This window comes from Candidatus Pelagibacter communis, assembly GCF_001180205.1.
Classification (GTDB): Bacteria; Pseudomonadota; Alphaproteobacteria; order Pelagibacterales; family Pelagibacteraceae; genus Pelagibacter; species Pelagibacter ubique_O.
The window spans coordinates 43576-67304 of the sequence record NZ_CVSU01000085.1 but is presented as its reverse complement, the minus strand read 5'-3'; the positions used below and the strand labels follow the sequence as shown (position 1 = coordinate 67304).

Annotated in this window: 36 protein-coding genes and 1 pseudogene; 34 read left to right on the top strand and 3 right to left on the bottom strand. The window is 29.9% G+C overall.

What is annotated here, in order from left to right:
* Positions 1-58: 58 nt before the first annotated feature.
* The 31 genes and pseudogenes from AMO08_RS03665 to AMO08_RS03515 all read left to right on the top strand — a co-directional run.
* A pseudogene (locus tag AMO08_RS03665) lies at positions 59-1315 on the top strand (DNA-directed RNA polymerase subunit beta'); the annotation flags it as partial.
* Between the two features lie 167 nt (positions 1316-1482).
* On the top strand, positions 1483-1854 hold the full coding sequence (gene rpsL, locus AMO08_RS03660) for a 30S ribosomal protein S12 (protein ID WP_075485279.1): 372 nt from the start codon (positions 1483-1485) through the stop codon (positions 1852-1854).
* Positions 1854-2324 carry a 30S ribosomal protein S7 gene (gene rpsG, locus AMO08_RS03655; protein WP_075485276.1) on the top strand — a complete coding sequence of 157 codons (471 nt, stop codon included), beginning with the start codon at positions 1854-1856 and terminating at the stop codon, positions 2322-2324. Before rpsL ends, rpsG begins: the two co-directional genes overlap by 1 nt.
* Positions 2325-2330: 6 nt before the next feature.
* On the top strand, positions 2331-4409 hold the full coding sequence (gene fusA / locus AMO08_RS03650; RefSeq protein ID WP_075485272.1) for an elongation factor G: 2079 nt from the start codon (positions 2331-2333) through the stop codon (positions 4407-4409).
* On the top strand, positions 4409-4717 hold the full coding sequence (gene rpsJ, locus AMO08_RS03645) for a 30S ribosomal protein S10 (protein ID WP_023853699.1): 309 nt from the start codon (positions 4409-4411) through the stop codon (positions 4715-4717). Before fusA ends, rpsJ begins: the two co-directional genes overlap by 1 nt.
* A 2-nt stretch (positions 4718-4719) precedes the next feature.
* Positions 4720-5430, top strand: coding sequence for a 50S ribosomal protein L3 (gene rplC / locus AMO08_RS03640; RefSeq protein ID WP_075485269.1), 711 nt, complete (start codon positions 4720-4722; stop codon positions 5428-5430).
* Positions 5430-6053 (top strand): 50S ribosomal protein L4, encoded by a 624-nt coding sequence (gene rplD / locus AMO08_RS03635; protein ID WP_075485266.1) that lies wholly within the window; start codon positions 5430-5432, stop codon positions 6051-6053. Before rplC ends, rplD begins: the two co-directional genes overlap by 1 nt.
* Position 6054: 1 nt before the next feature.
* Positions 6055-6348, top strand: coding sequence for a 50S ribosomal protein L23 (rplW, locus tag AMO08_RS03630; protein WP_072091192.1), 294 nt, complete (start codon positions 6055-6057; stop codon positions 6346-6348).
* A gap of 3 nt (positions 6349-6351) precedes the next feature.
* The gene (rplB, locus tag AMO08_RS03625) at positions 6352-7191 is read left to right on the top strand and encodes a 50S ribosomal protein L2 (RefSeq protein WP_075485263.1); all 840 of its coding nucleotides are present in this window, start codon (positions 6352-6354) and stop codon (positions 7189-7191) included.
* Entirely contained in the window at positions 7191-7487 is a 297-nt protein-coding gene (gene rpsS / locus AMO08_RS03620) for a 30S ribosomal protein S19 (RefSeq protein ID WP_023853704.1), read from the top strand. The genes rplB and rpsS overlap by 1 nt, the downstream gene beginning before the upstream one ends.
* A gap of 2 nt (positions 7488-7489) precedes the next feature.
* Positions 7490-7888, top strand: a complete 399-nt coding sequence (gene rplV / locus AMO08_RS03615; protein ID WP_075485260.1) for a 50S ribosomal protein L22 — start codon at positions 7490-7492, stop codon at positions 7886-7888.
* Entirely contained in the window at positions 7872-8552 is a 681-nt protein-coding gene (gene rpsC / locus AMO08_RS03610; protein WP_023853706.1) for a 30S ribosomal protein S3, read from the top strand. The genes rplV and rpsC overlap by 17 nt, the downstream gene beginning before the upstream one ends.
* Positions 8552-8962 (top strand): 50S ribosomal protein L16, encoded by a 411-nt coding sequence (gene rplP / locus AMO08_RS03605; protein WP_023853707.1) that lies wholly within the window; start codon positions 8552-8554, stop codon positions 8960-8962. Before rpsC ends, rplP begins: the two co-directional genes overlap by 1 nt.
* Positions 8962-9153: a 50S ribosomal protein L29 gene (rpmC, locus tag AMO08_RS03600; RefSeq protein ID WP_023853708.1), complete on the top strand. Its 192-nt coding sequence runs from the start codon at positions 8962-8964 to the stop codon at positions 9151-9153. The genes rplP and rpmC overlap by 1 nt, the downstream gene beginning before the upstream one ends.
* Positions 9146-9382: a 30S ribosomal protein S17 gene (rpsQ, locus tag AMO08_RS03595; RefSeq protein WP_075485257.1), complete on the top strand. Its 237-nt coding sequence runs from the start codon at positions 9146-9148 to the stop codon at positions 9380-9382. The genes rpmC and rpsQ overlap by 8 nt, the downstream gene beginning before the upstream one ends.
* Positions 9382-9750 carry a 50S ribosomal protein L14 gene (gene rplN / locus AMO08_RS03590; RefSeq protein WP_023853710.1) on the top strand — a complete coding sequence of 123 codons (369 nt, stop codon included), beginning with the start codon at positions 9382-9384 and terminating at the stop codon, positions 9748-9750. The genes rpsQ and rplN overlap by 1 nt, the downstream gene beginning before the upstream one ends.
* On the top strand, positions 9750-9995 hold the full coding sequence (gene rplX, locus AMO08_RS03585; protein WP_075485254.1) for a 50S ribosomal protein L24: 246 nt from the start codon (positions 9750-9752) through the stop codon (positions 9993-9995). The genes rplN and rplX overlap by 1 nt, the downstream gene beginning before the upstream one ends.
* Positions 9995-10549, top strand: a complete 555-nt coding sequence (rplE, locus tag AMO08_RS03580; protein WP_072091180.1) for a 50S ribosomal protein L5 — start codon at positions 9995-9997, stop codon at positions 10547-10549. Before rplX ends, rplE begins: the two co-directional genes overlap by 1 nt.
* 2 nt (positions 10550-10551) lie before the next feature.
* Positions 10552-10857, top strand: a complete 306-nt coding sequence (gene rpsN / locus AMO08_RS03575) for a 30S ribosomal protein S14 (RefSeq protein WP_075485252.1) — start codon at positions 10552-10554, stop codon at positions 10855-10857.
* Between the two features lie 11 nt (positions 10858-10868).
* Positions 10869-11264, top strand: a complete 396-nt coding sequence (gene rpsH, locus AMO08_RS03570; RefSeq protein WP_075485249.1) for a 30S ribosomal protein S8 — start codon at positions 10869-10871, stop codon at positions 11262-11264.
* Positions 11264-11803, top strand: a complete 540-nt coding sequence (gene rplF, locus AMO08_RS03565) for a 50S ribosomal protein L6 (protein WP_023853715.1) — start codon at positions 11264-11266, stop codon at positions 11801-11803. Before rpsH ends, rplF begins: the two co-directional genes overlap by 1 nt.
* Complete coding sequence (rplR, locus tag AMO08_RS03560; RefSeq protein WP_075485247.1) at positions 11803-12159, top strand: 50S ribosomal protein L18; 357 nt, start codon at positions 11803-11805, stop codon at positions 12157-12159. Before rplF ends, rplR begins: the two co-directional genes overlap by 1 nt.
* A gap of 2 nt (positions 12160-12161) precedes the next feature.
* Positions 12162-12677 carry a 30S ribosomal protein S5 gene (gene rpsE / locus AMO08_RS03555; protein ID WP_075485245.1) on the top strand — a complete coding sequence of 172 codons (516 nt, stop codon included), beginning with the start codon at positions 12162-12164 and terminating at the stop codon, positions 12675-12677.
* Positions 12677-13129: a 50S ribosomal protein L15 gene (gene rplO, locus AMO08_RS03550; RefSeq protein WP_075485243.1), complete on the top strand. Its 453-nt coding sequence runs from the start codon at positions 12677-12679 to the stop codon at positions 13127-13129. Before rpsE ends, rplO begins: the two co-directional genes overlap by 1 nt.
* A 9-nt stretch (positions 13130-13138) precedes the next feature.
* A complete protein-coding gene (gene secY / locus AMO08_RS03545; RefSeq protein WP_075485241.1) occupies positions 13139-14419 on the top strand; it encodes a preprotein translocase subunit SecY in 1281 nt (426 codons plus the stop codon).
* Positions 14420-14983 carry an adenylate kinase gene (locus AMO08_RS03540; protein ID WP_075485240.1) on the top strand — a complete coding sequence of 188 codons (564 nt, stop codon included), beginning with the start codon at positions 14420-14422 and terminating at the stop codon, positions 14981-14983.
* 55 nt (positions 14984-15038) lie between these two features.
* Positions 15039-15422: a 30S ribosomal protein S13 gene (gene rpsM / locus AMO08_RS03535; RefSeq protein ID WP_075485238.1), complete on the top strand. Its 384-nt coding sequence runs from the start codon at positions 15039-15041 to the stop codon at positions 15420-15422.
* 2 nt (positions 15423-15424) lie between these two features.
* Positions 15425-15874, top strand: a complete 450-nt coding sequence (rpsK, locus tag AMO08_RS03530; protein WP_075485236.1) for a 30S ribosomal protein S11 — start codon at positions 15425-15427, stop codon at positions 15872-15874.
* Positions 15874-16902 (top strand): DNA-directed RNA polymerase subunit alpha, encoded by a 1029-nt coding sequence (locus AMO08_RS03525; protein WP_075485234.1) that lies wholly within the window; start codon positions 15874-15876, stop codon positions 16900-16902. The genes rpsK and AMO08_RS03525 overlap by 1 nt, the downstream gene beginning before the upstream one ends.
* Complete coding sequence (rplQ, locus tag AMO08_RS03520; protein ID WP_075485232.1) at positions 16902-17345, top strand: 50S ribosomal protein L17; 444 nt, start codon at positions 16902-16904, stop codon at positions 17343-17345. Before AMO08_RS03525 ends, rplQ begins: the two co-directional genes overlap by 1 nt.
* Before the next feature lie 10 nt (positions 17346-17355).
* Complete coding sequence (locus tag AMO08_RS03515; protein WP_075485230.1) at positions 17356-18273, top strand: RluA family pseudouridine synthase; 918 nt, start codon at positions 17356-17358, stop codon at positions 18271-18273.
* Here AMO08_RS03515 and lipB read toward each other — a convergent pair.
* Positions 18251-18868 carry a lipoyl(octanoyl) transferase LipB gene (gene lipB / locus AMO08_RS03510; protein ID WP_075485227.1) on the bottom strand — a complete coding sequence of 206 codons (618 nt, stop codon included), beginning with the start codon at positions 18866-18868 and terminating at the stop codon, positions 18251-18253. The two genes, AMO08_RS03515 and lipB, sit on opposite strands and share 23 nt — an antisense overlap.
* Positions 18869-18929: 61 nt before the next feature.
* On the opposite strand from lipB, the gene mgtE reads away from it, so the two are divergent.
* Positions 18930-20303 (top strand): magnesium transporter, encoded by a 1374-nt coding sequence (mgtE, locus tag AMO08_RS03505; RefSeq protein WP_075485225.1) that lies wholly within the window; start codon positions 18930-18932, stop codon positions 20301-20303.
* Positions 20304-20305: 2 nt separating this feature from the next.
* On the opposite strand, the gene panC is transcribed toward mgtE, so the two are convergent.
* A complete protein-coding gene (gene panC, locus AMO08_RS03500) occupies positions 20306-21151 on the bottom strand; it encodes a pantoate--beta-alanine ligase (protein ID WP_082255018.1) in 846 nt (281 codons plus the stop codon).
* 4 nt (positions 21152-21155) lie between these two features.
* Here panC and AMO08_RS03495 point away from each other — a divergent pair, with 4 nt between their 5' ends.
* Together AMO08_RS03495 and AMO08_RS03490 are read left to right on the top strand one after the other, a co-directional pair.
* Positions 21156-21971: a sugar phosphate nucleotidyltransferase gene (locus tag AMO08_RS03495; protein WP_075485219.1), complete on the top strand. Its 816-nt coding sequence runs from the start codon at positions 21156-21158 to the stop codon at positions 21969-21971.
* Positions 21968-23266: a UDP-glucose dehydrogenase family protein gene (locus AMO08_RS03490; protein WP_075485216.1), complete on the top strand. Its 1299-nt coding sequence runs from the start codon at positions 21968-21970 to the stop codon at positions 23264-23266. The genes AMO08_RS03495 and AMO08_RS03490 overlap by 4 nt, the downstream gene beginning before the upstream one ends.
* 1 nt (position 23267) lies before the next feature.
* Here the strand turns inward: AMO08_RS03490 and AMO08_RS03485 are convergent, their stop codons facing one another.
* Positions 23268-23729: a RidA family protein gene (locus tag AMO08_RS03485; RefSeq protein ID WP_075485213.1), complete on the bottom strand. Its 462-nt coding sequence runs from the start codon at positions 23727-23729 to the stop codon at positions 23268-23270.

The following is a 23729-nucleotide window of genomic DNA, read 5'->3' as shown; positions in this document are numbered from 1 at the left end:
CTAGACATTATTTACCCTTTTTCGTTCCGTATAAAGATCTTCTTTGTTTTCTATTTGCAACACTCAACTTTCTATAGAGGATGACAAAGGAGTTCAGATAGCTGTTTATAAAGTTGCCTATGGTTCAAGATTATTTTTTAACAATGGTGACAAAGTCAAAGCAAATACTAAAATATGTGAATGGGATCCTTACACAACACCAGTTATAGCAGAGAAAAGTGGTACAGCTAGTTATGTAGATTTAATTGATGGTGTATCAATTCAAGAAACTACTGACGATGCAACAGGAATTTCTTCTAAATCAGTAATTGATTGGAGAGGTCAATCAAAAAGTACTGATTTAAAACCTAGAATTACTTTAAGAGATGAAAAAGGAAATGTGATTAAAAAAGCTGACGATAATGAAGCTAGATATTATCTAGTACCAGATTCGATTTTATCAATTAAAGATGGTCAAAAAGTTTATGCAGGTGATGTAATTGCAAGATTACCTAAGGAAACTACAAAAACAAAAGATATTACCGGAGGTCTTCCAAGAGTTGCTGAGTTATTTGAAGCTAGAAAGGCCAAGGATAGTGCGATCATTGCAGAAAATGATGGTAGTGTTGTTTTTGGTAAAGAGGTAAGAGGCAAACAAAGAGTATCTATTGTTCCTGAAGATGGATCAGAACCTTCAAATTATTTAATTCCAAAAGGTAAACATATCAATTTCAATCCAGGCGAAAAAATTCAAAAAGGAGAGTATCTTCTAGATGGTCAACCACTGCCACATGATATTTTAAGAATTTTAGGAATCAAAGATTTAACAGAATATTTTGTTAATCAAGTTCAAGAAGTTTATAGATTACAAGGTGTAATAATAAACGATAAGCATATTGAAACTATTTTAAGACAAATGCTTAAAAAAGTTGAGGTTAAAGTATCAGGTGACTCAAGTTATTTACCTGGTGAAGTGGTTGATAGAATTAAGTTTGACAATACTAATGAAAAATTGGTTGCAGAAGGAAAAACACCAGCCGTTGGTGAAAGAGTTCTAATGGGTATTACTAAGGCTTCACTTCAAACAGAATCGTTTATTTCAGCTGCTTCTTTCCAAGAAACAACAAGAGTATTAACAGACGCTGCAATTAAAGGAAAAGTTGATCCATTAAATGGCCTAAAAGAGAACGTAATTGTTGGAAGATTAGTTCCTGCAGGTACTGGTAATATTAAAAACAGATGGAACAATAAAGCTCTCGAGGACGATAATAATTTCTTAGCAGAGCAGGATAAAATAGAAGCTTCAGAACCCGAAGAAACACAGGCAAATCAGTAAAAAAATCGCCTAAAAATTGCAGTTTTAGTTTGACAAAGGGCTATTAATAAGTAATTTGGCGATGTTTTTGGTTGGAATGTAGTGCTTCTAACGGTACTAAACGCTGCCACAAAATAACCTGTCAGTTATTTTCATCTAAAAATAAATTAATTAATTTTAAAATATTTATGCCAACTATTAATCAGTTGTTAAGAAAAAAAAGAGTGAAACCAGTAGCGAGGAACAAAGTTCCTGCTCTACAAAAACAACCTTTAAAGAGAGGTGTTTGTGTAAAAGTTTATACAACAACTCCTAAGAAACCAAACTCTGCATTAAGAAAAGTTGCTAGAGTGAGATTGTCAAATGGATTTGAAGTTACAGCTTATATTCCAGGCGAAGGTCATAACCTTCAAGAACACTCGGTAGTTCTGATTAGAGGTGGTAGGGTAAAAGATTTACCAGGTGTTCGTTATCATATTTTAAGAGGCAATCTAGATACTCAAGGTGTTGCAAATAGAAAACAAAGAAGATCTTTATACGGAACGAAAAAGGGTAAATAATGTCTAGAAAAAAAACTCAACCGAAAAAAAATGTAGTTCCAGATCCAAAATTCAAATCAACTATTATTCCTAAATTAATCAACAATATCATGTATGACGGCAAAAGAGGTATTGCTGCCAAAATAGTTTATGACGCTATAGATAAAATTAAAACAAAAACTAAAGATGAACCGATTAATATTTTCAATGAAGCAATTAATAACATCAAACCAACTGTAGAAGTTAGATCTAGAAGAGTTGGTGGTGCAACTTATCAAGTTCCTGTTGAGGTAAAAAGTAAAAGAGCACAAGCTTTAGCCATTAGATGGTTAGTTGAGTCAGCAAGAAAAAGAAAAGATAAACATATGGCAGATAAAATTTTTAATGAGCTTTATGATGCTTATGAAAAAAAAGGTGCTGCCGTTAAAAAAAGAGAGGATGTACACAAAATGGCAGAGTCCAATAAGGCATTTGCTCATTTTAGGTGGTAATAGGATATGGCTAGAACTCATTCATTAGATAAATACAGAAACATTGGGATCATGGCCCATATAGATGCTGGTAAAACAACTACTACAGAAAGAATTTTATATTACACAGGTAAAAGTCATAAAATTGGTGAAGTTCACGATGGTGCAGCTACTATGGATTGGATGGAACAAGAACAAGAAAGAGGTATCACAATTACTTCCGCAGCAACTACTTGTTTTTGGAATGATCACAGAGTTAATATCATAGATACTCCAGGTCACGTAGACTTTACTATTGAAGTAGAGAGATCTTTAAAAGTTTTAGATGGTGCAGTAGCTGTTTTTGATGGTGTAGCAGGTGTAGAACCACAATCCGAAACTGTATGGAGACAAGCTGATAAGTATAAAGTGCCGAGAATTTGTTTTGTAAACAAATTAGACAGAACAGGTGCTGATTTTTTTAGATGTGTAGACATGATTAAAGATAGATTAGGTGCCAAGCCATTAGTATTACAAGTTCCTATTGGAATTGAAGCTTCTCTAACTGGAGTTGTTGATTTAGTTAAAATGAAAGCTCAAGTTTGGAAAAATGAGGCTTTAGGTGCAGAATGGGAATACAAAGATATTCCTGATGATCTTAAAGAAATAACTGAAAAGTACAGAACGGAATTAATCGAAACTGCTGTAGAACAAGATGAAAAGTTAATGGAATCTTACTTAAATGGAGACGAAATTAAGGAAGAAGATTTGGTTAAATGCATAAGAAAAGGAACATTGGATTTTAGTTTTGTTCCTGTTTTAACTGGATCTGCCTTTAAAAATAAAGGTGTTCAGCCTTTACTAGATGCAGTTGTGAACTACTTGCCTAGTCCAGTTGATATTGGTTCAATTAAAGGAACAAAAGTTGGATCAGAAGATGAAATAGAAATGAAATTTGATGATAGTTCTTCTTTTTCCGGTTTAGCATTTAAAGTTGCAAACGATCCTTTTGTAGGTTCTTTAACATTTGTTAGAATTTATTCTGGTACAATTAAGTCTGGAACTGCCGTATACAACTCTTCATCTGATAAGGAAGAAAGAGTTGGTCGTATGCTTTTAATGCATGCTAATTCAAGAGAAGATATTAAAGAGGCTAATGCAGGTGATATTGTTTCACTAGCAGGATTAAAAAATACTATGACTGGTCACACTTTATGTGACAAAGAAAATCCAGTTTTATTAGAGCCAATGGAATTCCCAGACCCAGTAATTGAAATTGCTGTAGAGCCAAAAACAAAAGGTGATCAAGAAAAAATGGGTGAAGCATTAGCAAGATTAGCTAAAGAGGATCCATCATTTAGAGTTTCTTCAGATGAAGAGTCGGGTCAAACAATCATTAAAGGTATGGGTGAACTTCACTTAGATATTATTGTTGATCGAATGAAAAGAGAATTTAAAGTTGAAGCTAACGTAGGTGCTCCACAAGTTGCTTACAGAGAAACTATAGAAAAATCTGCTGAGTATGAATACATACATAAAAAACAAAGTGGTGGTGCCGGTCAGTTTGCTAAGGTTAAATTATTTGTTGAACCTCAAGAACCAGGAAAAGGAAGAGAAGTTGAAAGTGCTATTAAGGGTGGAGCTATTCCAAAAGAATTTATTCCTGGTGTTGAAAAAGGTATTGAAACTGTGTCTGATAGTGGAATTTTGGCAGGTTTCCCAATGATCGATTACAAAGTAACTATTGTTGATGGTTTACATCATGACGTTGACTCAAGCGTTTTAGCCTTTGAACTTGCAAGTAGAGCATGTTTTAAAGAAGCTTGTACTCAAGGTGGATTAAAACTTCTAGAACCAATTATGAGAGTAGAAGTCGTTACTCCAGAGGACTATATGGGAGATGTTATAGGTGATTTAAACAGTAGAAGAGGGCAAATTAGCACTCAAGAACAAAGAGGAAATGCAACTGTAATTACAGCTATGGTTCCTCTAGCCAATATGTTTGGTTATATCAATAATCTTAGATCAATGTCACAAGGAAGAGCACAATATTCAATGTTCTTTGATCATTATTCTAAAGTTCCTCAAAACGTTCAAGACGAAGTAACTAAAAAGGTAGCGGGTTAATGGAAAAGCAAAACATAAGAATAAAACTAAGAGCGTACGATAATAAGGTTCTAGACGCTTCAACAGAAGAAATTGTAAATACAGTTAAAAGAACTGGGGCTACAATTAAAGGTCCTATTCCATTACCTACAAGAATTGAAAGATACACTGTATTAAGATCACCTCACATAGATAAGAAAAGTAGAGAGCAATTTGAATCAAGAACACACAAAAGATTAATAGATATCATTGAACCAACACCACAAACTGTAGAAGCATTGATGAAACTTGATTTAGCTTCTGGTGTAGATGTGGAGATAAAAATTTAATTATGAGCGAGATAGCTTTATTAGGAAAGAAAATAGGTATGACCAGAGAATTCTATAAATCTGGTCAGTTAGTTCCTGTGACTGTGCTTAAGGTTGAAAAAGCCAGAGTTATTCAGGTTATTGAAGAAGAAAAAAGAGGGTACAAGGCTGTTCAGCTTGGATACGGGAAAATTAAAAATTCAAAATTAACAAAAGCTATGAAAGGTGTTTTTGCTAAAAAAAATACTGAAGCTAAGAAAAGATTAAAAGAATTTAGAGTAAACGACACATCTGTTTATAAAGAAGGAAACGAGTTTGGTTTAGAAATATTCAAAGATATTAAATTTGTAGACACAAGATCAAAAACAATTGGTAAAGGTTTTGCAGGTGCTATGAAGAGACATAATTTTGGTGGTTTAAGAGCCAGTCATGGTGTTTCTATTTCTCACAGAGCACATGGTTCAACAGGGCATAGTCAAGATCCAGGAAAAGTTTTTAAAGGAAAAAAAATGGCTGGTCATATGGGTGACAAGCTAAGAACAATGCAAAATATTGAAATAATAAAAACTGACTTAGAAAACGAACTTCTTTACCTAAAAGGATCAATACCTGGTTCAAAAAATTCTGAAGTAATGGTTAAAAAATCAGTAAAAAATATAAGCAAAATGACAATTGGTGAGAAACAAGCTGCTGCTGAAGAGGCTAAAAAAACACCTGAGAAAAAGAAAAAATAATGAAATTAGATAAAATAAGCATAGACGGGAAAAAAGATAGTATTGAAGTTTTGGATAAGATTTTTTCAGCAAAAATTAACCACAAGTTGGTAAGTGCTGTTCTTTACAAAACGAATGCTAATTACAAAGGAAGACACGCAAAAACTAAACAACAAAATGAAGTAAGAGGACCAACATCAAAAATATATGCACAAAAGGGAACAGGTGGTGCAAGGCATGCAAGTAGAAAAGCTCCTATATTTGTTGGCGGTGGTATTGCTCATGGACCAAAAGGTGAATTGGCTTATAAAAAAAGAAAACTAAACAAAACTGAGAAAAAACAAAGTGTAGCCTCATTAATTACTGAAAAAAATAACAATAAAAATTTATTAATCTTAAATGATTTTAGTTCTGAAATTAAAAAAACAAAAGAGATGAACTCAATCATTAATAAACTTGAAATTAAAAATTCACTAATAATTTTAGATAAAAGTTCTAAAGAAAAAATCGAAAAATCAGTAAGAAATATTCCAAATGTTAAAGTTACAGATGTAAATCATTTCAGTGCTTATGATATTATTAAATTTAAAAAAGTAGTTTTTACAGAAAGTTCTGTAAAAGAACTAGAAAAGAGATATTCATAATATGGAAAAGATTCATTTATACGACAAAATTCTTTCTCCGGTGGTTACTGAGAAATCAACTAACTTATCTGAACTAAATAAAATTGTTTTTAAAGTTCCAGATGGTGCAAATAAGAAAAATTTAAAAAAGAATATTGAGAAAATATTCAAAGTTAATGTGACTAAGATAAATATTATTAACAAACAGAACAGAACAAAAGTTACCAGAGGTAGAAAAGTGAAAGTATCTGGATATAAAAAAGCAATAATTACATTAAAAAAAGGTCAGAGCATTGATCTAACAACAGGAATTTAATAAATGGCATTAAAAACTTTTAAACCATATACAAAATCTACGAGAGGTACCATTTTAGTTGACAGAACTGGTTTATGGAAAGGCAAACCTTTTAAGACGCTTGTCTCTCCAAAAAATGCCATGAAAGGTAGAAATAACAACGGTCATATTACCTCTATTAATAGAGCTGGTGGGCATAAAAAAATGTACAGACATGTTGATTTTTATAGAAAAAAATTCGACATGGAGGCCACAGTTGAAAGAATTGAATATGATCCTAATAGATCATGCTACATTATGTTAGTTAAATTTGAGGATGGTACTCACTCATATTTCTTAGCACCGCAAAAAATTAAAGTTGGAGATAAAGTTGAAAGTGGTTCTAAAAAAGAAATCAAAGTAGGTAATTGTATGCCATTGCAAGACATTCCAGTTGGCATAAATATACATAATGTCGAGATACAGCCAGGTGGTGGTGGAAAAATTGCTAGAGCAGCTGGTTCATCAGTTACTATTAGTGGTCTAGATGGAAACTATAGTTTAATAAAATTAGCCTCAGGTGAAGTGAGAAGAATAGATTCAAGAGCTTTAGCTACAATTGGAATTTTAAGTAATCCAGATCAAAAAAATATTAAAATTGGAAAAGCAGGTAGATCAAGGTGGTTGGGTAGAAGACCTCATACTAGAGGTGTTGTTAAAAACCCAGTTGATCACCCACATGGAGGTGGAGAAGGAAAATCTGCTGGAGGAAGACATCCAGTTTCACCTACAGGACAATCTGCTAAAGGTTTAAAAACTCGGGATAATAAGAGAACAGATAAATTTATAGTTAAGAGAAGAAATAAGAGGAAGGATACTAAGTAATGGCTAGAGCAGTTTGGAAAGGTCCGTTTGTAGAGGAGAGCTTGATGAAGAAAGTCGACAAGTACAAAGATGATCCAAAGAAAATTCCTATTAAAACTTGGTCAAGAAAATCTACAATTTTACCAGATTTTGTAGGGGTAAGTTTCCAAATTTATAATGGTAAAAAATTTATACCAATAACTGTTTCGGAAGATATGGTAGGACATAAATTAGGTGAGTTTGCGCCAACAAGAACGTTCTTTGGTCATACACCGGCCGATAAAAAAGCTAAACCAGCAACAGCAGAGAAGAAATAATTATGGGCAATAAAAAGAAAATAGATAAATCTATCGAAAAAACAGTGAAGTCTGTTAATAACGGTATTAGATCAAGTGTTAGAAAGTTAAATCCAATACTTAGAAGTATTGTTGGTAAAAAAGTTGATGTTGCAATTAGAGATTTACAGTTTTCAGAAAAAAGAGTTACTAGAGATGTTAGAAAAACAATTAGCTCAGCGGTTGCCAATGCTGAAAATAATTTTCAATACGATATTGATAAATTAATAGTTAAAGAAGCATATTGTGGAAAAAAAATAGTTATGAAAAGATTTAGACCAAGAGCCAAAGGAAGAGCGGCACCAATATTAAAACCTTGGTCAACTGTTACAATAATTTTATCAGAAACAAAACAAATGGAGAAACATGGGACAAAAAGTTAATCCTGTAGGTTTTAGATTAGGTGTCAACAGAGGATGGGATTCTGTATGGTATGCTAAGAAAAAAGATTTTGGAAATTATTTAATCGAAGATTTTAAAATAAGAGAGTATATCAAGAAAAACGTAATAAATTCTGGTGTATCTAAGGTAATGATCGAAAGAACATCTAATAAGTGTTATGTCACAATTTATACTTCTAGACCAGGATTTGTGATTGGTAAAAAAGGAAGTGATATAGATAAAATTAAAAACAATCTCTCAAAATTAACTTCAAATGAAGTAAATCTAAATATAAAAGAGGTAAAAAAACCTGAGACGAATGCTTATTTGGTAGCAGAAAATATTGCACAACAGCTTGTTAAAAGAATTTCTTATAGAAGAGCCATGAAAAGAGCAATGCAATCATGTATTAGATTGGGAGCCAAAGGAATAAAAGTTTCAGTCAGTGGAAGACTTGGTGGAAATGAAATCGCAAGAACAGAGTGGTTAAGAGATGGAAGTATTCCATCTCATACATTAAGAGCTGATATAGATTATGCAGAGGCAGAGGCTCTTACAACTTATGGAATTATTGGAATTAAAGTTTGGATTTATAAAGGTGAGGTGTTTGCTAGAGAATTTAGTCAAGAGACTAACAAAGTAACACCAAAGGAAGGTAAACAGTAATGCTTCAACCAGTAAGAACAAAGTGGAGAAAAGCGCATAAAGGTAGAATTCATGGTAACGCTACAAGAGCTAGTACTATTAACTATGGTGCTTACGCATTAAAAGCTTTGCAGCCCGAAAGAGTTACCGGAAAACAGATAGAAGCTGCAAGAGTTGCTTTAACGAGACATATGAAAAGACAAGGAAGAGTTTGGACAAGAATTTTTCCAAATATACCAGTTTCAAAAAAACCAATTGAAGTTAGAATGGGTAAAGGGAAGGGTTCTCCAGAGTATTTCGCATGCAGAGTAAAACCAGGAAGAATTTTATTTGAAGTTGATGGTGTTTCAGAACAAATTGCAAAAGAAGCATTGTACAAAGCATCAGCAAAGTTACCTATAAAGACTAAAACAATTAAGAGATTTGCATAATGAAAAAACAAGAAATTAAAAAATTATCAAAGGACGAAATTGTGAAAAATATTGATAAACTTAAGAAAGATCTTTTTAATTTCAGATTTCAAAAAATGAATTCACAAGTAACAAACCCAGCTAAAATTGGAGAAACTAGAAAAACAATAGCAAGATTAAAAACAATTTTAAAAGGAAAAGCAAATGCCTAAAAAAATACTTACAGGTGTAGTTATAAGCGATAAACCAAATAAAACGGTTACTGTTATGGTAGAACGTAAATATTCTCACCCAGTTCTAAAAAAAGTAATCAGAGTTAGAAAAAACTATAACGCTCACGATGAAAATAATAAGTTCAAAACTGGTGACAAAGTTTCAATCATTGAGAGCAAACCCTTTTCTAAAAATAAAAAATTTCAAGTTATGGAGATTACAAAGTAATGATTGGTGTTCAAACAGAATTACAAGTTGCTGACAATACTGGCGCAAAAAGAATTGAGTGCATAAAAGTTCTAGGTGGATCAAAAAGAAGATACGCTAGTATTGGTGATACAATTGTGATTGCAGTTAAAGAGGCTATACCTAAAGGAAAAGTTAAAAAAGGATCTGTACATAAAGCTGTTGTTGTGAGGGTTAAAAAAGGAATTCACAGAAATGATGGTTCTAAAGTAAGATTTGATAATAATGCTGCTGTGTTAGTTGATGATAAAGGGGAGCCAGTAGGAACAAGAATTTTTGGACCAGTTACAAGAGAATTAAGAAGCAGAGGTCAAATGAAAATTATTTCTTTGGCACCGGAGGTTTTATAATGATTAAAAAAGGTTTGAAAGTAAGAGTTTTAGCTGGCAAAGATAAAAAAAAAGAGGGCGAAGTTATTGAAATTGATAGAGTTAATAACAGAGCTAAAGTCAAAGAAATAAACATGGTTAAAAAACACGTTAAAACAACAAAAGAGAAAAAAGGTGGAATTTTTCCAAAGGAAAGCTTTATTCATATTTCTAACTTAAAACTAATTGATGAAAAAGTGGCTAAGAAAAAAGAGGCTAAAAAATAATGACACCAAGATTAAAGGAAATATTCAATAAAGAAATTCAGCCTGCATTAAAAGATCAGTTTGGTTTTAAAAATATTTATATGGCTCCAAGAATTGAGAAAGTTGTTTTAAATATGGGTCTTGGTTTAGATGCTACAGATTCAAAGATTTTAAAATCATGCGAGGAAGATATGGCTAAAATTACTGGACAAAAACCAGTTACAACTAAGTTTAAAAAATCAGTAGCAAATTTCAAAACCAGAAAAGGATCAAATGCTGGTTTAAAGGTAACATTAAGAAAAAATAGAATGTATGAATTCTTAGACAGATTAGTGAATATTGCATTACCAAGAATTAAAGATTTTAGAGGTTTGTCACCAAAAGGATTTGACAAATTTGGTAATTATACATTTGGAATTAAAGAACATATAATTTTCCCAGAAGTAAGCTTCGACAGAGCAGACAAAGTTAGAGGTTTAGATATAGTAATAGTTATTAAAGCAATAAATAAAGAGCATAGTTTTGCATTACTAGAAAAAATGAATTTTCCATTCATTAAAAAAGGAGATAATTAAACATGGCAAAGTTAAGCGCTGTTAATAAAAATAAAAAAAGAATTAAGCTTTCAGATAAGCTTTATAAGAAAAGACAAGCATTAAAAAAGATTGTGATGGATAAAAAGATTCCATTAGAAGAAAGATTTAAAGCGCAACAAAAATTATCTAAATTACCAAGAAACTCAGCAAAAATAAGAGTTATGAATAGATGTGAGATTACTGGAAGACCTCATGGTGTTTACAGAAAATTAAAGATTTCAAGAATTGCATTAAGACAATTAGGATTACAAGGAAAGATACCTGGCTTAGTTAAATCTAGCTGGTAGAAAGGAAAATTATGAGTTTAAGTGACCCAATAGGAGATATGATTGCAAGAGTGAAGAACGCTCAAGCTAGAAATCATAAAAAAGTAGAATTACCTTCATCTAATTTTAAAACAAAAATTGCAGATATACTTAAAAATGAGGGCTTTATTAAAGATTTTAAAGTAAGTTCTGAAGAAAAGAAACCCATACTATCATTAGAACTTAAGTACCATTCAGGCAATCCAGTAATTAGTGCTTTTGAAAGAGTATCAAAACCTGGTAGAAGAATTTTTTCATCTGCAGATAGCTTACCTAAAATAAATAATGGTTTAGGTATTGCTATTGTTTCAACTCCAAAAGGAGTAATGACTGATATAGATGCTAGAAAACAAAAAGTTGGTGGCGAAATAATTTGTAAGGTATTTTAATGTCTAAAATAGGTAAAATAAACATATCGATCCCAGAAAAAGTAAAAGTTGCTTTAGCTGGAAATATTATAAATATAGAGGGACCTCTAGGGAAAAAATCAATCAATGTTGATCTAGATATGTTTAATTTAGACATAATTGAGGGTAAAGAAATTTCTATTAAACCAAAAAAAGTAGATCAAAACTCAAAAAGACTTTGGGGAATGAATAGAAGTTTAATCAATAATGCTGTTATTGGATCCAGCACAGGTTATGAAAAAACCTTAGAATTAGTTGGTGTTGGTTATAGAGCAGCGTTAAAAGGAAATCAGTTAAACTTACAATTAGGTTATAGTCATGATATCAATTTTGACATACCAGAAGGCATTAAAATTGTGGTTGAAAAGCAAACAACTTTAAAAATTACAGGCTCTGATAAGCAGCTAGTTGGTGAAGTTGCTTCTAAAATCAAAACACTAAGAAAAATTGAGCCATATAAAGGAAAAGGTGTTCGAGAAAAAGGACAGTATGTTTTAAAAAAAGAAGGTAAGAAGAAGTAATGAAATTAAACACTAGTATAAGAAAAAGATTTAGAGTTAGCAATAAAGTTAAAAAGGTTGCTTCAAAAGATAGATTTAGATTAAGTATTTCTAGATCATCAAAAAATATTTCAGCTCAAATAATTGATGATACAAAAAAAGTAACATTATTATCTGCTTCATCTATAGAAAAAGATCTTAGATCAGCAGACAAAGTTAATAAAACTGAACTATCTAAATTGGTTGCTCAAAAATTAGCTAAAAAAGCTCAAGAGAAAAAAATTACTAAAATTTACTTTGATAGAGGTTCTTACAAATATCACGGTAGAATTAAAGTTTTTGCAGAAACTCTAAGAGAAAATGGAATGGAATTTTAATTATGGAAAATTTAAAAGATAAAAAAACTGACGATATATTAGAAAAATTAGTCCACATAAATCGAATTACTAAAGTTGTTAAAGGTGGAAGAAGATTTGGATTTTCAGCGCTTGTAGTTGTTGGAAATCAAGCAGGTAAAATTGGTATAGCTCACGCAAAAGCTAAACAAGTACCTGATGCTATAAAAAAAGCAAATGAGATGGCAAGAAGAAAACTTACCCATATACCATTAAGAGAAGGCAGAACGATACATCATGACGTTAAGGCAAAAGATGGCTCGGGTAGAATAGTTCTAAGAGCTGCTTCAAAAGGGACAGGTATTATTGCAGGAGGTCCTATTAGGGCAGTATGTGAAGTTTTAGGAGTAAAAGATATTGTTGCAAAATCTATGGGAACTTCTAATGCACACAATGTTATTAGAGCTACAATGAAAGCATTAATGAAACAAAGTTCACCAAAACAAATATCAGCAATTAGAAATAAAAAAATTTCTGATATAATTGAAAAAAGAGGATAATGATTACTTTAAATAATAGAGAAAAAATCAATAAATCTAAAATAAGAGTTGGAAGAGGAATTGGCTCTGGAAAAGGCAAAACATCAGGCAGAGGAGTTAAAGGTCAAAAATCAAGATCTGGGGTAGCTATAAAAAGTTTTGAAGGTGGTCAAATGCCATTATACAGAAGACTTCCAAAAAGAGGTTTTAACCCGATATTAAAAGAGAATGTTGCAATTTTAAATCTAGATAAAATTCAATCTTACATAGACAAAAAAAATATTAATCCAAATGAAGTATTAAACTCAGAATTATTAAAAAAACTTAAATTAATAAATAAAAACTCAAAAAAATTAAAAATTTTAGGTTCTGGTGAAGTAAAAGATAAAATTAATATTGAAGCTGACCTAGCCTCTAAATCAGCAATAGAAAAACTAGAAAAAGTTGGTGGATCTATTCAATTAAAAAAATAGTTTGTTTATATGAGTGCATCATCATCAACAAATGATTTAAGAAATAGAATTATATTTACTATCTTAATTTTAGCCGTTTATAGATTTGGAACTTTTGTACCTTTGCCAGGTATAGACCCAGAACAATTGAGAATAATGATGGAAGGCAATCAAAAAGGATTGTTAGGCATGTTTAATGTTTTTGCAGGAGGTGCAGTTAGTAGAATGGCTATATTTGCATTAGGTATAATGCCTTATATTTCTTCGGCAATTATAGTTCAACTTTTGACAGGGGTTTCTGATTATTTTAAAAACCTTAAAGCTCAAGGTGAGACAGGAAGAGCCAAAATTACACAAATTACTAGATATGGAACAGTGTTACTTGCAACTGTGCAAGGATATGGTTTATCTGTTGGTTTAGAGTCATCTGCTGATCTGGTAATTAATCCAGGAGCTTTTTTTAAAATAACTACTGTTACAACTATTGTTGCGGGTACAATATTTTTAATGTGGTTGGGAGAGCAAATCACTCAAAGAGGTATTGGTAACGGTATATCGTTAATAATTTTTGCTGGTATCGTGGCTGAAATACCAAGAGCTTTAGTTACAACTTTTGAATTAGGTAGAACGGGAGCAGTTTCAACATTTATGATCCTAGCTATATTTGTTCTATTAATAGTCACAATTCTTTTTGTAGTTTTTATGGAAAGAGCCTTACGAAAAATTCTAATTAATTATCCTAAAAGACAAATGGGTAATAAAATGTATGGTGGAGAGTCATCGCATTTACCTTTAAAAATAAATCAAGCTGGAGTAATTCCTGCAATTTTTGCTTCTGCACTTCTATTACTGCCAGTAACATTTTCAAATTTTTCATTTTCAAATAACGAAACATTTTTAAATTTGAGTTCCTATTTTACTCAAGGACAACCTCTTTATATGTTGTTATATGCATCAGGAATAATATTTTTCACTTTTTTTTATACCTCTATAACATTCAATCCAACCGAAACTGCTGAGAATCTAAGAAAGTATGGAGGTTTTGTTCCAGGAATTAGACCAGGTGAAAGTACAGCTTTTTATATTCAGAATATTTCAATTAAGTTAACAACAATTGGTGCTTTATATTTAACGTTAGTTTGTTTAATGCCTGAATTTTTAATTGCAAACTATCCAATACCCTTTTATTTAGGTGGTGCATCTATATTAATTGTTGTTGTAGTAGCCATTGATACTGTAACACAGATACAAACAAGATTAATGAGCTCACAATACGAACAACTGATTAAAAAAACTAAATTTGGTAAGTAAGTGAATATAATTTTATTTGGACCTCCTGGTGCTGGAAAAGGTACTCAGTCTAAATATCTTGTAAATAAATTAAATGCTTTTCAAATTTCAACAGGTGATCTTTTAAGAGAAGAAATCAAAAAAAATTCAGACATTGGTAAAGTTATAATCAATGATATGAAGAATGGAAAATTTGTAAGTGATGATATTGTTAATAAACTTATAGAGAAATTAATATCTGATCCTCAAAAAAAAAACAAATTAATTTTTGATGGATATCCTCGATCATTAAGTCAGGCTCAAAATTTAGAAATGTTACTAAAAAGTTCAAATCAGAACATAGATTTAATTTTATTTTTAAACGTCGATAAAGAAACAATTCTCAAAAGACTTGAGAAGAGAAAAATTGTAGAAAATAGGTCTGATGATGATGCTCATACGATAATTTCAAGGTATGAGAAATACATGGAAACAACCCAACCAGTTCTAAATTTCTACTCTAGGAATCCAAATTTTAAAGAGATTGATGGAAGCTTAGAAATTGAAGAAATAACAAGGAAAATAGACACTTTTATCAATGTTTAAGAAGTTGACTTTGATTAATCTTCTTATATAAAAGTCACAATTTATCACAAAAATTATGGCTCGTATCGCAGGTATAAACATTCCACAAAATAAACTCGTTCACATAGGTTTAACTTATATTTATGGAATAGGTGATAAATTCTCTCAGCAAATTTGTTCATCTTTAGAAATTCCAACAGCTAAAAGAGTAAATGAATTAACAGATGAAGAGATTTTAAAAATTAGAGAGTACATTGATCAAAACTTTAAAGTTGAAGGTGATTTAAGAAGAGATTATTCATTAAGTATAAAAAGATTAATTGATCTAGCTTGTTACAGAGGAACAAGACATAGAAAAAAATTACCTGTTAGAGGACAAAGAACTAGATGTAATGCTAGGACGAGAAAAGGTAAAGCAATCGCTATTGCTGGAAAAAAATTAACACCAACTAAAAAATAGTAATGGCTAAAACTGATAAAGTTGAGAATAAAGATCAGAAGTTAGAAAAGTCTTCTAAGAAAAGTGTAAAAAGTTCTTATTCAAAAAAAAAGAAAGTTAAAAAAAATATTTTAAATGGAATTGCATATGTGCAATCAACATTTAACAATACTATTATATCTATTGCTGATACAAATGGAAATGTAGTTTCCTGGGCATCTGCTGGACAAAAAGGTTTTAAGGGATCAAGAAAATCTACACCTTACGCTGCACAGATAGCAGCTGATGCTGCAGCTTCGAAAGCTCTTGAGTACGGAATGAAAACATTATCCGTTGAAGTCAAAGGACCTGGATCAGGAAGAGAAACAGCTTTAAGAGCATTGCAAGCTAGAGGATTTAAGATTTTGTCAATCAAAGACACTACGCCTATGCCTCATAACGGAACTAGACCACCAAAAAAAAGGAGAGTTTAATGGAAGTCGAAAATGTTAATGTAAAAAATTGGAAGTCATTAATAAAACCATCTAAATTAGATGTTCAAATAAGTGATGACTTAACTCATGCAAAAATTGTAGCTGAACCTCTAGAAAAAGGTTATGGATTAACTTTAGGAAATTCTCTAAGAAGGATTTTATTGTCATCTATAAGAGGTGCTGCTGTAACATCCATTCAAATTGATGGAGTTTTACACGAATTCACCTCAATAAAAGGTGTTAGAGAAGATGTGACCGATATTGTTTTAAACGTAAAATCTTTAGCTTTGAAAAGCAATTCTGAAGGCACAAAAAAATTAATTTTAGACGCAAAAGGACCTGGAGAAATTAAAGCTTCAGATATAGCTCCAGTTGCAGATGTTGAGATTTTAAATCCTGATTTAGTTATTTGTAATCTAGATGAAAATACTACTTTTCATATGGAGATGAATGTTAATACAGGTAAAGGATATGTTCCTGCAGAGTTAAATAAACCTGAAGAGCCGCCATTAGGTCTTATTGCTATAGACTCACTCTATAGTCCAGTTAAAAAAGTTTCATATTCAGTAAGTACTGCTAGAGAAGGAAAAGCATTAGATTATGATAAATTAATAATGGAAGTTGAAACTGATGGATCAATTTCTGCTGAAGATGCTGTAGCTTATTCAGCTAGAATTTTCCAAGATCAACTTAAAATGTTTGTAAACTTTGATGAGCCAGTTGAAGCTCCTGTAAAAGAAGTTTCTACTGAACCCGAATTTAACAAAAACTTACTAAGAAAAGTAGATGAATTAGAATTATCAGTTAGATCAATGAACTGCCTAAAAAATGATAATATTATTTATATCGGGGACCTAGTTCAAAAATCTGAAGGTGAAATGTTGAGAACACCCAATTTTGGAAGAAAATCATTAAATGAAATTAAAGAAGTTTTAACAGGTATGTCTCTATATTTAGGAATGGAAATTCCTAACTGGCCACCAGACAATATTGCAGAAATGTCTAAGAAATTGGAGGAAGCAATTTAATGAGACATGGTTTGGCAAATAAGAGGTTAAATAGAACATCAGAGCACAGAAAGGCTCTGCTTAAAAACATGCTCAATTCTTTGATTAAGTATGAGCAGATTAAAACTACTTTGCCAAAAGCAAAATTTTTAAAACCTCAAGCGGATAAAATAATAACATTAGGTAAAAAAGAAACTCTGCAGACAACCAAAATGTTAGTTTCTAAACTTCAAGATATTAAATCAGCTAACAAAGTTAAAAAAACACTTTCTAAAAGATATCAAGATAGAAAAGGTGGTTACACAAGAATAATTAAAGCTGGATTTAGATATGGAGATAATGCTCCAATGGCAATAATTGAATTTGTTGATAGAGACGTTGAAGCCAAGAGAGTTGATAAACCAAAAAAAGACACAACTAAAGAATCTCCTAAAACGGAAGAGAAAAAACAAGCTACAGCTTAAATCTTAAATCATGAAGAAATCTTACATCGTTGATTCAACGTGTAATGATATGCGTTTGGACAGATGGTTAAGATTAAAAATTGGTAAAATTCCACAAGGCCTTGTTGAGAAATACTTAAGGACAGGAAAAATAAAACTCAATAGAAAAAAAGTCAAAAGCTCTTTTAAAGTAAAAACAAAAGATGAAATAAATATATTCAACATTGAATTTAAGGAAACAATTCAACAAAAAAAAATTAAGTTTTTACCATCAAAAGAAATTATAAAATCAAATGAAGATCAAATTATTGACAACAATGACAATTTTGTTGTTTTAAACAAAGCATCAGGCATATCAGTGCAAGGTGGAACTAAATCAAAAAAAAATCTAGTTGATATTTTTGCTAAAAGTGAAATTTTTGAAGGAACAAAACCATATTCTGTTCATAGATTAGATAAAGATACTTCTGGAGTTTTTATAATGGCCAAAAACAGAGAGAGCGCTCAATTGCTTACTTCTTTATTTAGACTGAGAAAAGTACACAAAACTTATTTAGCGATTTGCCAAGGTGAAATTAATAAAAAATCAGGTGTATGGGATGATGATTTAATTAGGTATGACGGCGATAAAAAAATAATTGAAAGAGCAAAAACAATTTTTACAGTTATTGATAAAAATTCTGATGCAAGTTTATTAGAATTAAAACCTATTACTGGACGAAAACATCAGTTAAGAAAACAATTATATGGAATTGGAAATCCTATATTTGGAGATACAAAATATAAATTATCAAATTCCAATAAAGGAATTAATAAAAATTTAATGTTACATTCATATCAAATTAAATTTAAAATTAATGACATAAAACATACTTATTCAGCATTGTTACCTGATTATTTTAAAAAACTTTTAAAATCTAAAAGACTTAGATTTTCAAATTTGAAATAAAATTTTTAATTAATATATCACTTAGATTTGAGTAATCCTGATCTAAAATATTTTTTAAATTAGTTACTCCTTTATCTGAAATACCACATGGTATAATTTTTTTATAATTTTCTAGATCATTATTTATATTTATTGCAAAACCATGATAGGCAATCCATTTGCTAACTCTAATACCTATTGCAGCAATTTTTTTAACTTCATTATTATATTTATACCATATACCGATATTATCTTTATCTGGAAAAGTTTCTATTTTATAAAATTTTAAAGTTTGAATTATTGTTTTTTCAATAGTTGTTATAAATTTTCTGATATCTTTTTTTTTCCTTAAATCTAAAACAAAATAACAAATTAATTGACCTGGTCCATGGTAAGTAATTTTACCACCTCTATTCGTTTCTAATATATTAATGGATTTATCAATAATCTCATTCTCTTTATAAGAAGTTCCTGCTGTAAAAACTTCATTATGCTCCAAAGTCCAAATTAATTCTTGCTCATTATTTTCATATAAATCCTTTAATCTTGACTCTAGTATATTAATAGCATCAAAATAATTTACTGGTTTTATTGACTTTTTGATCTCTATGTTCATTTATAATTTGTATTATCTTTATTATGTATTAATAGTGCAAATCTAAATTATAGGTAGATTTATGTCTTTAACTAAAAAAACTAAAGATAAAAAAGTAAATTTTGAGTTTAATAAAGAATATATAAGAGTTGTTACTAGCAAAATAGCTAACAATGATGCTCAATTTATTACCAATTCATTTAACGAAATGCACCCTGCTGATGCTGCAGATATTATCGAACACCTTAGCGAAGGGGATAGAGAAAGTTTAATTAAACTAAATAATTTCAATATTGATCCGGAGGTTTTTGTTGAATTAAACGAGTCTATTCAATCAGAAATTATTACCTTTTTATCTTCAGAATCTATAGTAAGTATTCTAAAAGGCTTAGAGTCAGACGATGCTATATCTATATTGGAAAATGTTCCTGAAGAGGATAAAAATGCAATCCTTAGCTCTTTACCCCCTAAAGATAGATTTGCTCTACTAGAAAGTTTAAGTTATCCAGAGGATACTGCTGCTAGACTTATGCAGCGTGAATTTACAGCCATACCAAGTAATTGGTCTGTAGGTCAAACAATTGACTATTTAAGAGAAAACAAAGATTTACCAGAAGAGTTTTTAGAAATTTTTATTGTTAATGAAGATTTTAAACCAATAGGAACTGTTCCTTCCTCTAGAGTTTTAACAACACCTCGAGATACTAAAATGGCAACAATTATGTCAGAATCTCAATTATTAATTCCTGTTGAAATGGATAAAGAGGAAGTTGCCAACTTATTTGAAAATTATAATTTAAATTCCGCTGCTGTTGTAGACAAAAATAATAAATTAGTTGGCATGATTATGAACGATGATGTTTTAACAGTCTTGAAAGAGGAAGCTGAGGAAGATGCTTTAAGATTAGCAGGGGTAGGAGATGAAGAGATTACTGATGGTGTAGTAAAAAAAACAAAGAGAAGATTCAATTGGCTTTTACTTAATTTATTTACTGCCTTTCTAGCAACATGGTGTATTAGTTTATTTGGAGCAACAATTGAACAAATGGTGGTATTAGCTTTTTTAATGCCTATCGTAGCCTCAATGGGTGGAAATGCTGGAATGCAAACACTTGCAGTTACAGTAAGAACTATAGCTACAAATGATTTAACTCAAAATAATTTCTCATCTAATGTATTTAAAGAATTTTCTATTGGTATTTTAAATGGGATTATATTTGCAGCAATAAGTGCATTAATTGTACAGATATGGTTTCAAGACAGCATCCTTTCATTAATAATCGCAATATCAATGGTACTAACAATGATAATAGCTGGATTATTTGGAATACTAGTTCCTTTTACTTTAAAAAAAATGAACATCGACCCAGCAATTGCTTCAAGTGTTTTTGTGACAACAATTACAGATGTAATAGGTTTTGTTTCTTTTTTAGGTGTAGGAGCATATTTTTTATAAAATTACAGGTTATCAATTAATCTGACGTTTTTTAAATAATAAGCAATAAACAATCTTGAATTATTTTTTGTATTTGAAAGTTTTAGGTTTTTTATGTTTCTTAGCTCTAAATAATCAATTTTAATTTTATAATTATTTTTTAATTCTTTTTTTTTAAGATTTAAAAAGCTTGGAATATTTTTCTTATTTTTAGTATTTTTTTTAATATCTACTAGTGTTTCATAAATCTTTGCTGCGATGATTAAATTAGATTTATTTAAAAGAAGATTTCTTGATGAGAGAGCCACATTATCCTTATCTCGAACTGTTTTGCAAGGAATAACCTTAGTTTTATATTTTTTTTCCAATTCATTTTTTACCAAATATAGTTGTTGAAAATCTTTTTCTCCCATAAATATCTTCTTAGGTTTAACAATTTTAGTTAGTTTACTCATTACATCTAAAACACCTTCAAAATGACCTTTTCTAAATTTAGCACACAAAATTTTATCTTTTTTTAGCAATGTAATTTTTGATTTTTTTTTATCTTTGTATATGTCTTTAAATTTAGGAAGATAAACAAAATCAACTTTTTTGCTTTTTTTAAGAATTTTTAAATCTTTCTTGATATTTCGTGGATAGGAATTTAAATCTTTTTTGTTATTAAATTGTTTTGGATTAACAAAAATACTTACAATTGTTTTTTTACAAAGTTTATTTGATTTATTTATTAATGATAAATGACCTTTATGTATTCCACCCATAGTAGGAACAAAACCTAGGTCATTAAATGGCCTTAATGATTCAAATAATGTCGTATTGTTTAATAAAATTTTCATTTGTATAAAAATATTTAATAAGTAAAACATTTAAATGATTAAACAAGCAATTATTCCTTTAGCTGGACTTGGAACTAGGTTACTACCTTTAACAAGTGTTTTTGCTAAAGAGCTTTTACCCATTAATGGAAGACCTGGAGTTGAATATATTATAGATGAATGTATTGATGCAGGTATTAAAGAGATTGTGTTTATTATCTCTACTAAAAAATTAATGATTAAAAAATATTTTTATAGTGATCAGTTTTATAAAAATATTATTAAAAAAAAAAAAGATCCTAGAATAATTAATGAATATAAAAAAATACTTAAATATAAGAATAAAATTAAGTTTGTTTTTCAAAATATTCCAAAGGGCACAGGTGATGCTGTCCTTAAGACAGAAAAATATATTAAGAATAAATATTTTTTAATGTTGTTACCAGATGATTTAATAATTAGAAAAAATTGTTCTAAGTCAATGATTAAGGTTCATAAAAAATATCAAGCTTCAGTTATGGCATCTATGAAAGTAAAAAAAAATAATGTCTCAAGATGGGGAATATATAAAATTAATAAAAAATTAAATAAAAGAAATTATGTTATAGATGGTGTAGTTGAAAAACCATCAGTAAAAAAAGCACCATCTAACAATGCTGTTATTGGAAGATATATATTACCGCGCACAATTTTTAAAAAAATAAAATCTCTTAAACCTGGTAAAGGTAAAGAGATACATATCACTGATGCAATACAACTATTAATTAATGATAAAGAAAAATTCATAGCTCATAATTTTGAAGGTAAGTATCTTGATTGTGGAACAATGAGTGGCTATATCAACTCCTCAAAAGAAATAGGTAAGATATGAAATTATGCATGATTGGCACTGGTTATGTTGGTCTAGTCAGTGGAGTTTGTTTTTCAGATTTAGGTAATGATGTAATATGTGTTGATAAAGATATTAATAAAATTAATAATTTGAAAAATGGCATAATACCAATTTATGAACCAGGTCTAGAAGAGTTAGTTTTAAAAAATTATAAGAATAAAAGATTAAATTTCTCAACAAATATAAAAGACTCTGTAAGAAAATCAGATATCATATTTATCTGTGTAGGGACCCCAACAAAAAAAAATGGTAATAGTGCCGATTTAAGTCAAGTATATGCGGCCGGAAATGAAATATCAAAATCTATAAATAAATTTAAAATTATAATAAACAAATCTACAGTACCTGTTACTACAGGTGATGAACTTGAAAAAATTATATCAAAAAAAGTAAATAAAAAATATTTTTCAGTAGTTTCTAATCCTGAATTTTTAAGAGAAGGTGAGGCTATTAGGGATTTTATCTATCCTGACAGAATAGTAGTAGGATCTGATGATGATAAATCTCAAAAAATACTAAAAAATTTATATTCACCATTAATTTCTAAAGGTGCAAAATTTATTTCCACAAAAAGAAGAGCTGCTGAATTAATCAAATATGCCTCAAATGCTTTCCTAGCAACGAAAATTACCTTTATAAATGAGATTGCAAATTTATGTGAAAAAACGGGTATTGATGTTGAAGATATCTCAATTGGCATTGGGCTTGATAAAAGAATTGGTAGCAGATTTTTAAGAGCCGGCCCTTCATATGGTGGATCTTGTTTTCCAAAAGATACTAAAGCCATAGTTTCTACTGCTGAAAAATTTAAAACCAACTTATCAATTATAAAAAGTGTTATTAAATCAAACAACAAAAGGTCTGACTTATTATCTAAAAGAATAAATTTAATTTTAAAAAATAAAATTAAAAATAAAGTTGTATCTTTTTTAGGTGTAACTTTTAAAGCAAATACAGATGATATGAGAGACTCATCTAGCCTAAAATTAATACCTTTTTTATCCAAAAAAGGTGCTAAAATTAAATATTATGATCCGACTGGATCAAAAAAAGAATTTAAAAAATTAAAAAATGTCGAATTTTCTAATTCAATAAAGGAATCAATAAAAGGATCAGATATTGTAATTATACATACTGAATGGAATGATTTTAAATCAATTAATTTCAAAAAATTTTCTAAAAATAAAAAACTTATTATTTTCGATATGAGAAATATTTATTCACCAAATAAAATTAAAAAGTTAGGTTTGAAATATTTCGGTATTGGAAGATAATTTAGTTTAACTCAAAAATAGCATCAACTTCAACAGAGACTCCAAGAGGCAAGCTATTGGTGCTTACTGCTGCTCTAGTATGCATTCCGGCCTCACCAAAAACTGATGCAATTAAATCTGAAGCACCATTGATTACTTTTGGTTGTTCTGTAAAGTTATCAATTGAATTGACAAAACCTGTTAATTTTACGCACGATTTAATCTTAGAAAGATCTCCATTACAAGCTACTTTTGCTTGAGATATAATACTTAAACCGCATCTTTCAGCTGCTTTGTAGCCGTCATCTACAGATAGATCTTTTCCAATTTTTCCTTTTATTAATTCACCATTTTCCAAAATAGAAATTTGTCCTGAAATATAAAGTAAATTGCCAACAATTTTTGTTGCAACATAAGAACCAACAGGTGGTTTTGCCTCTGGAAGATTAATTTTTAATTCTTTAATTTTTTTTTCATAATCCAT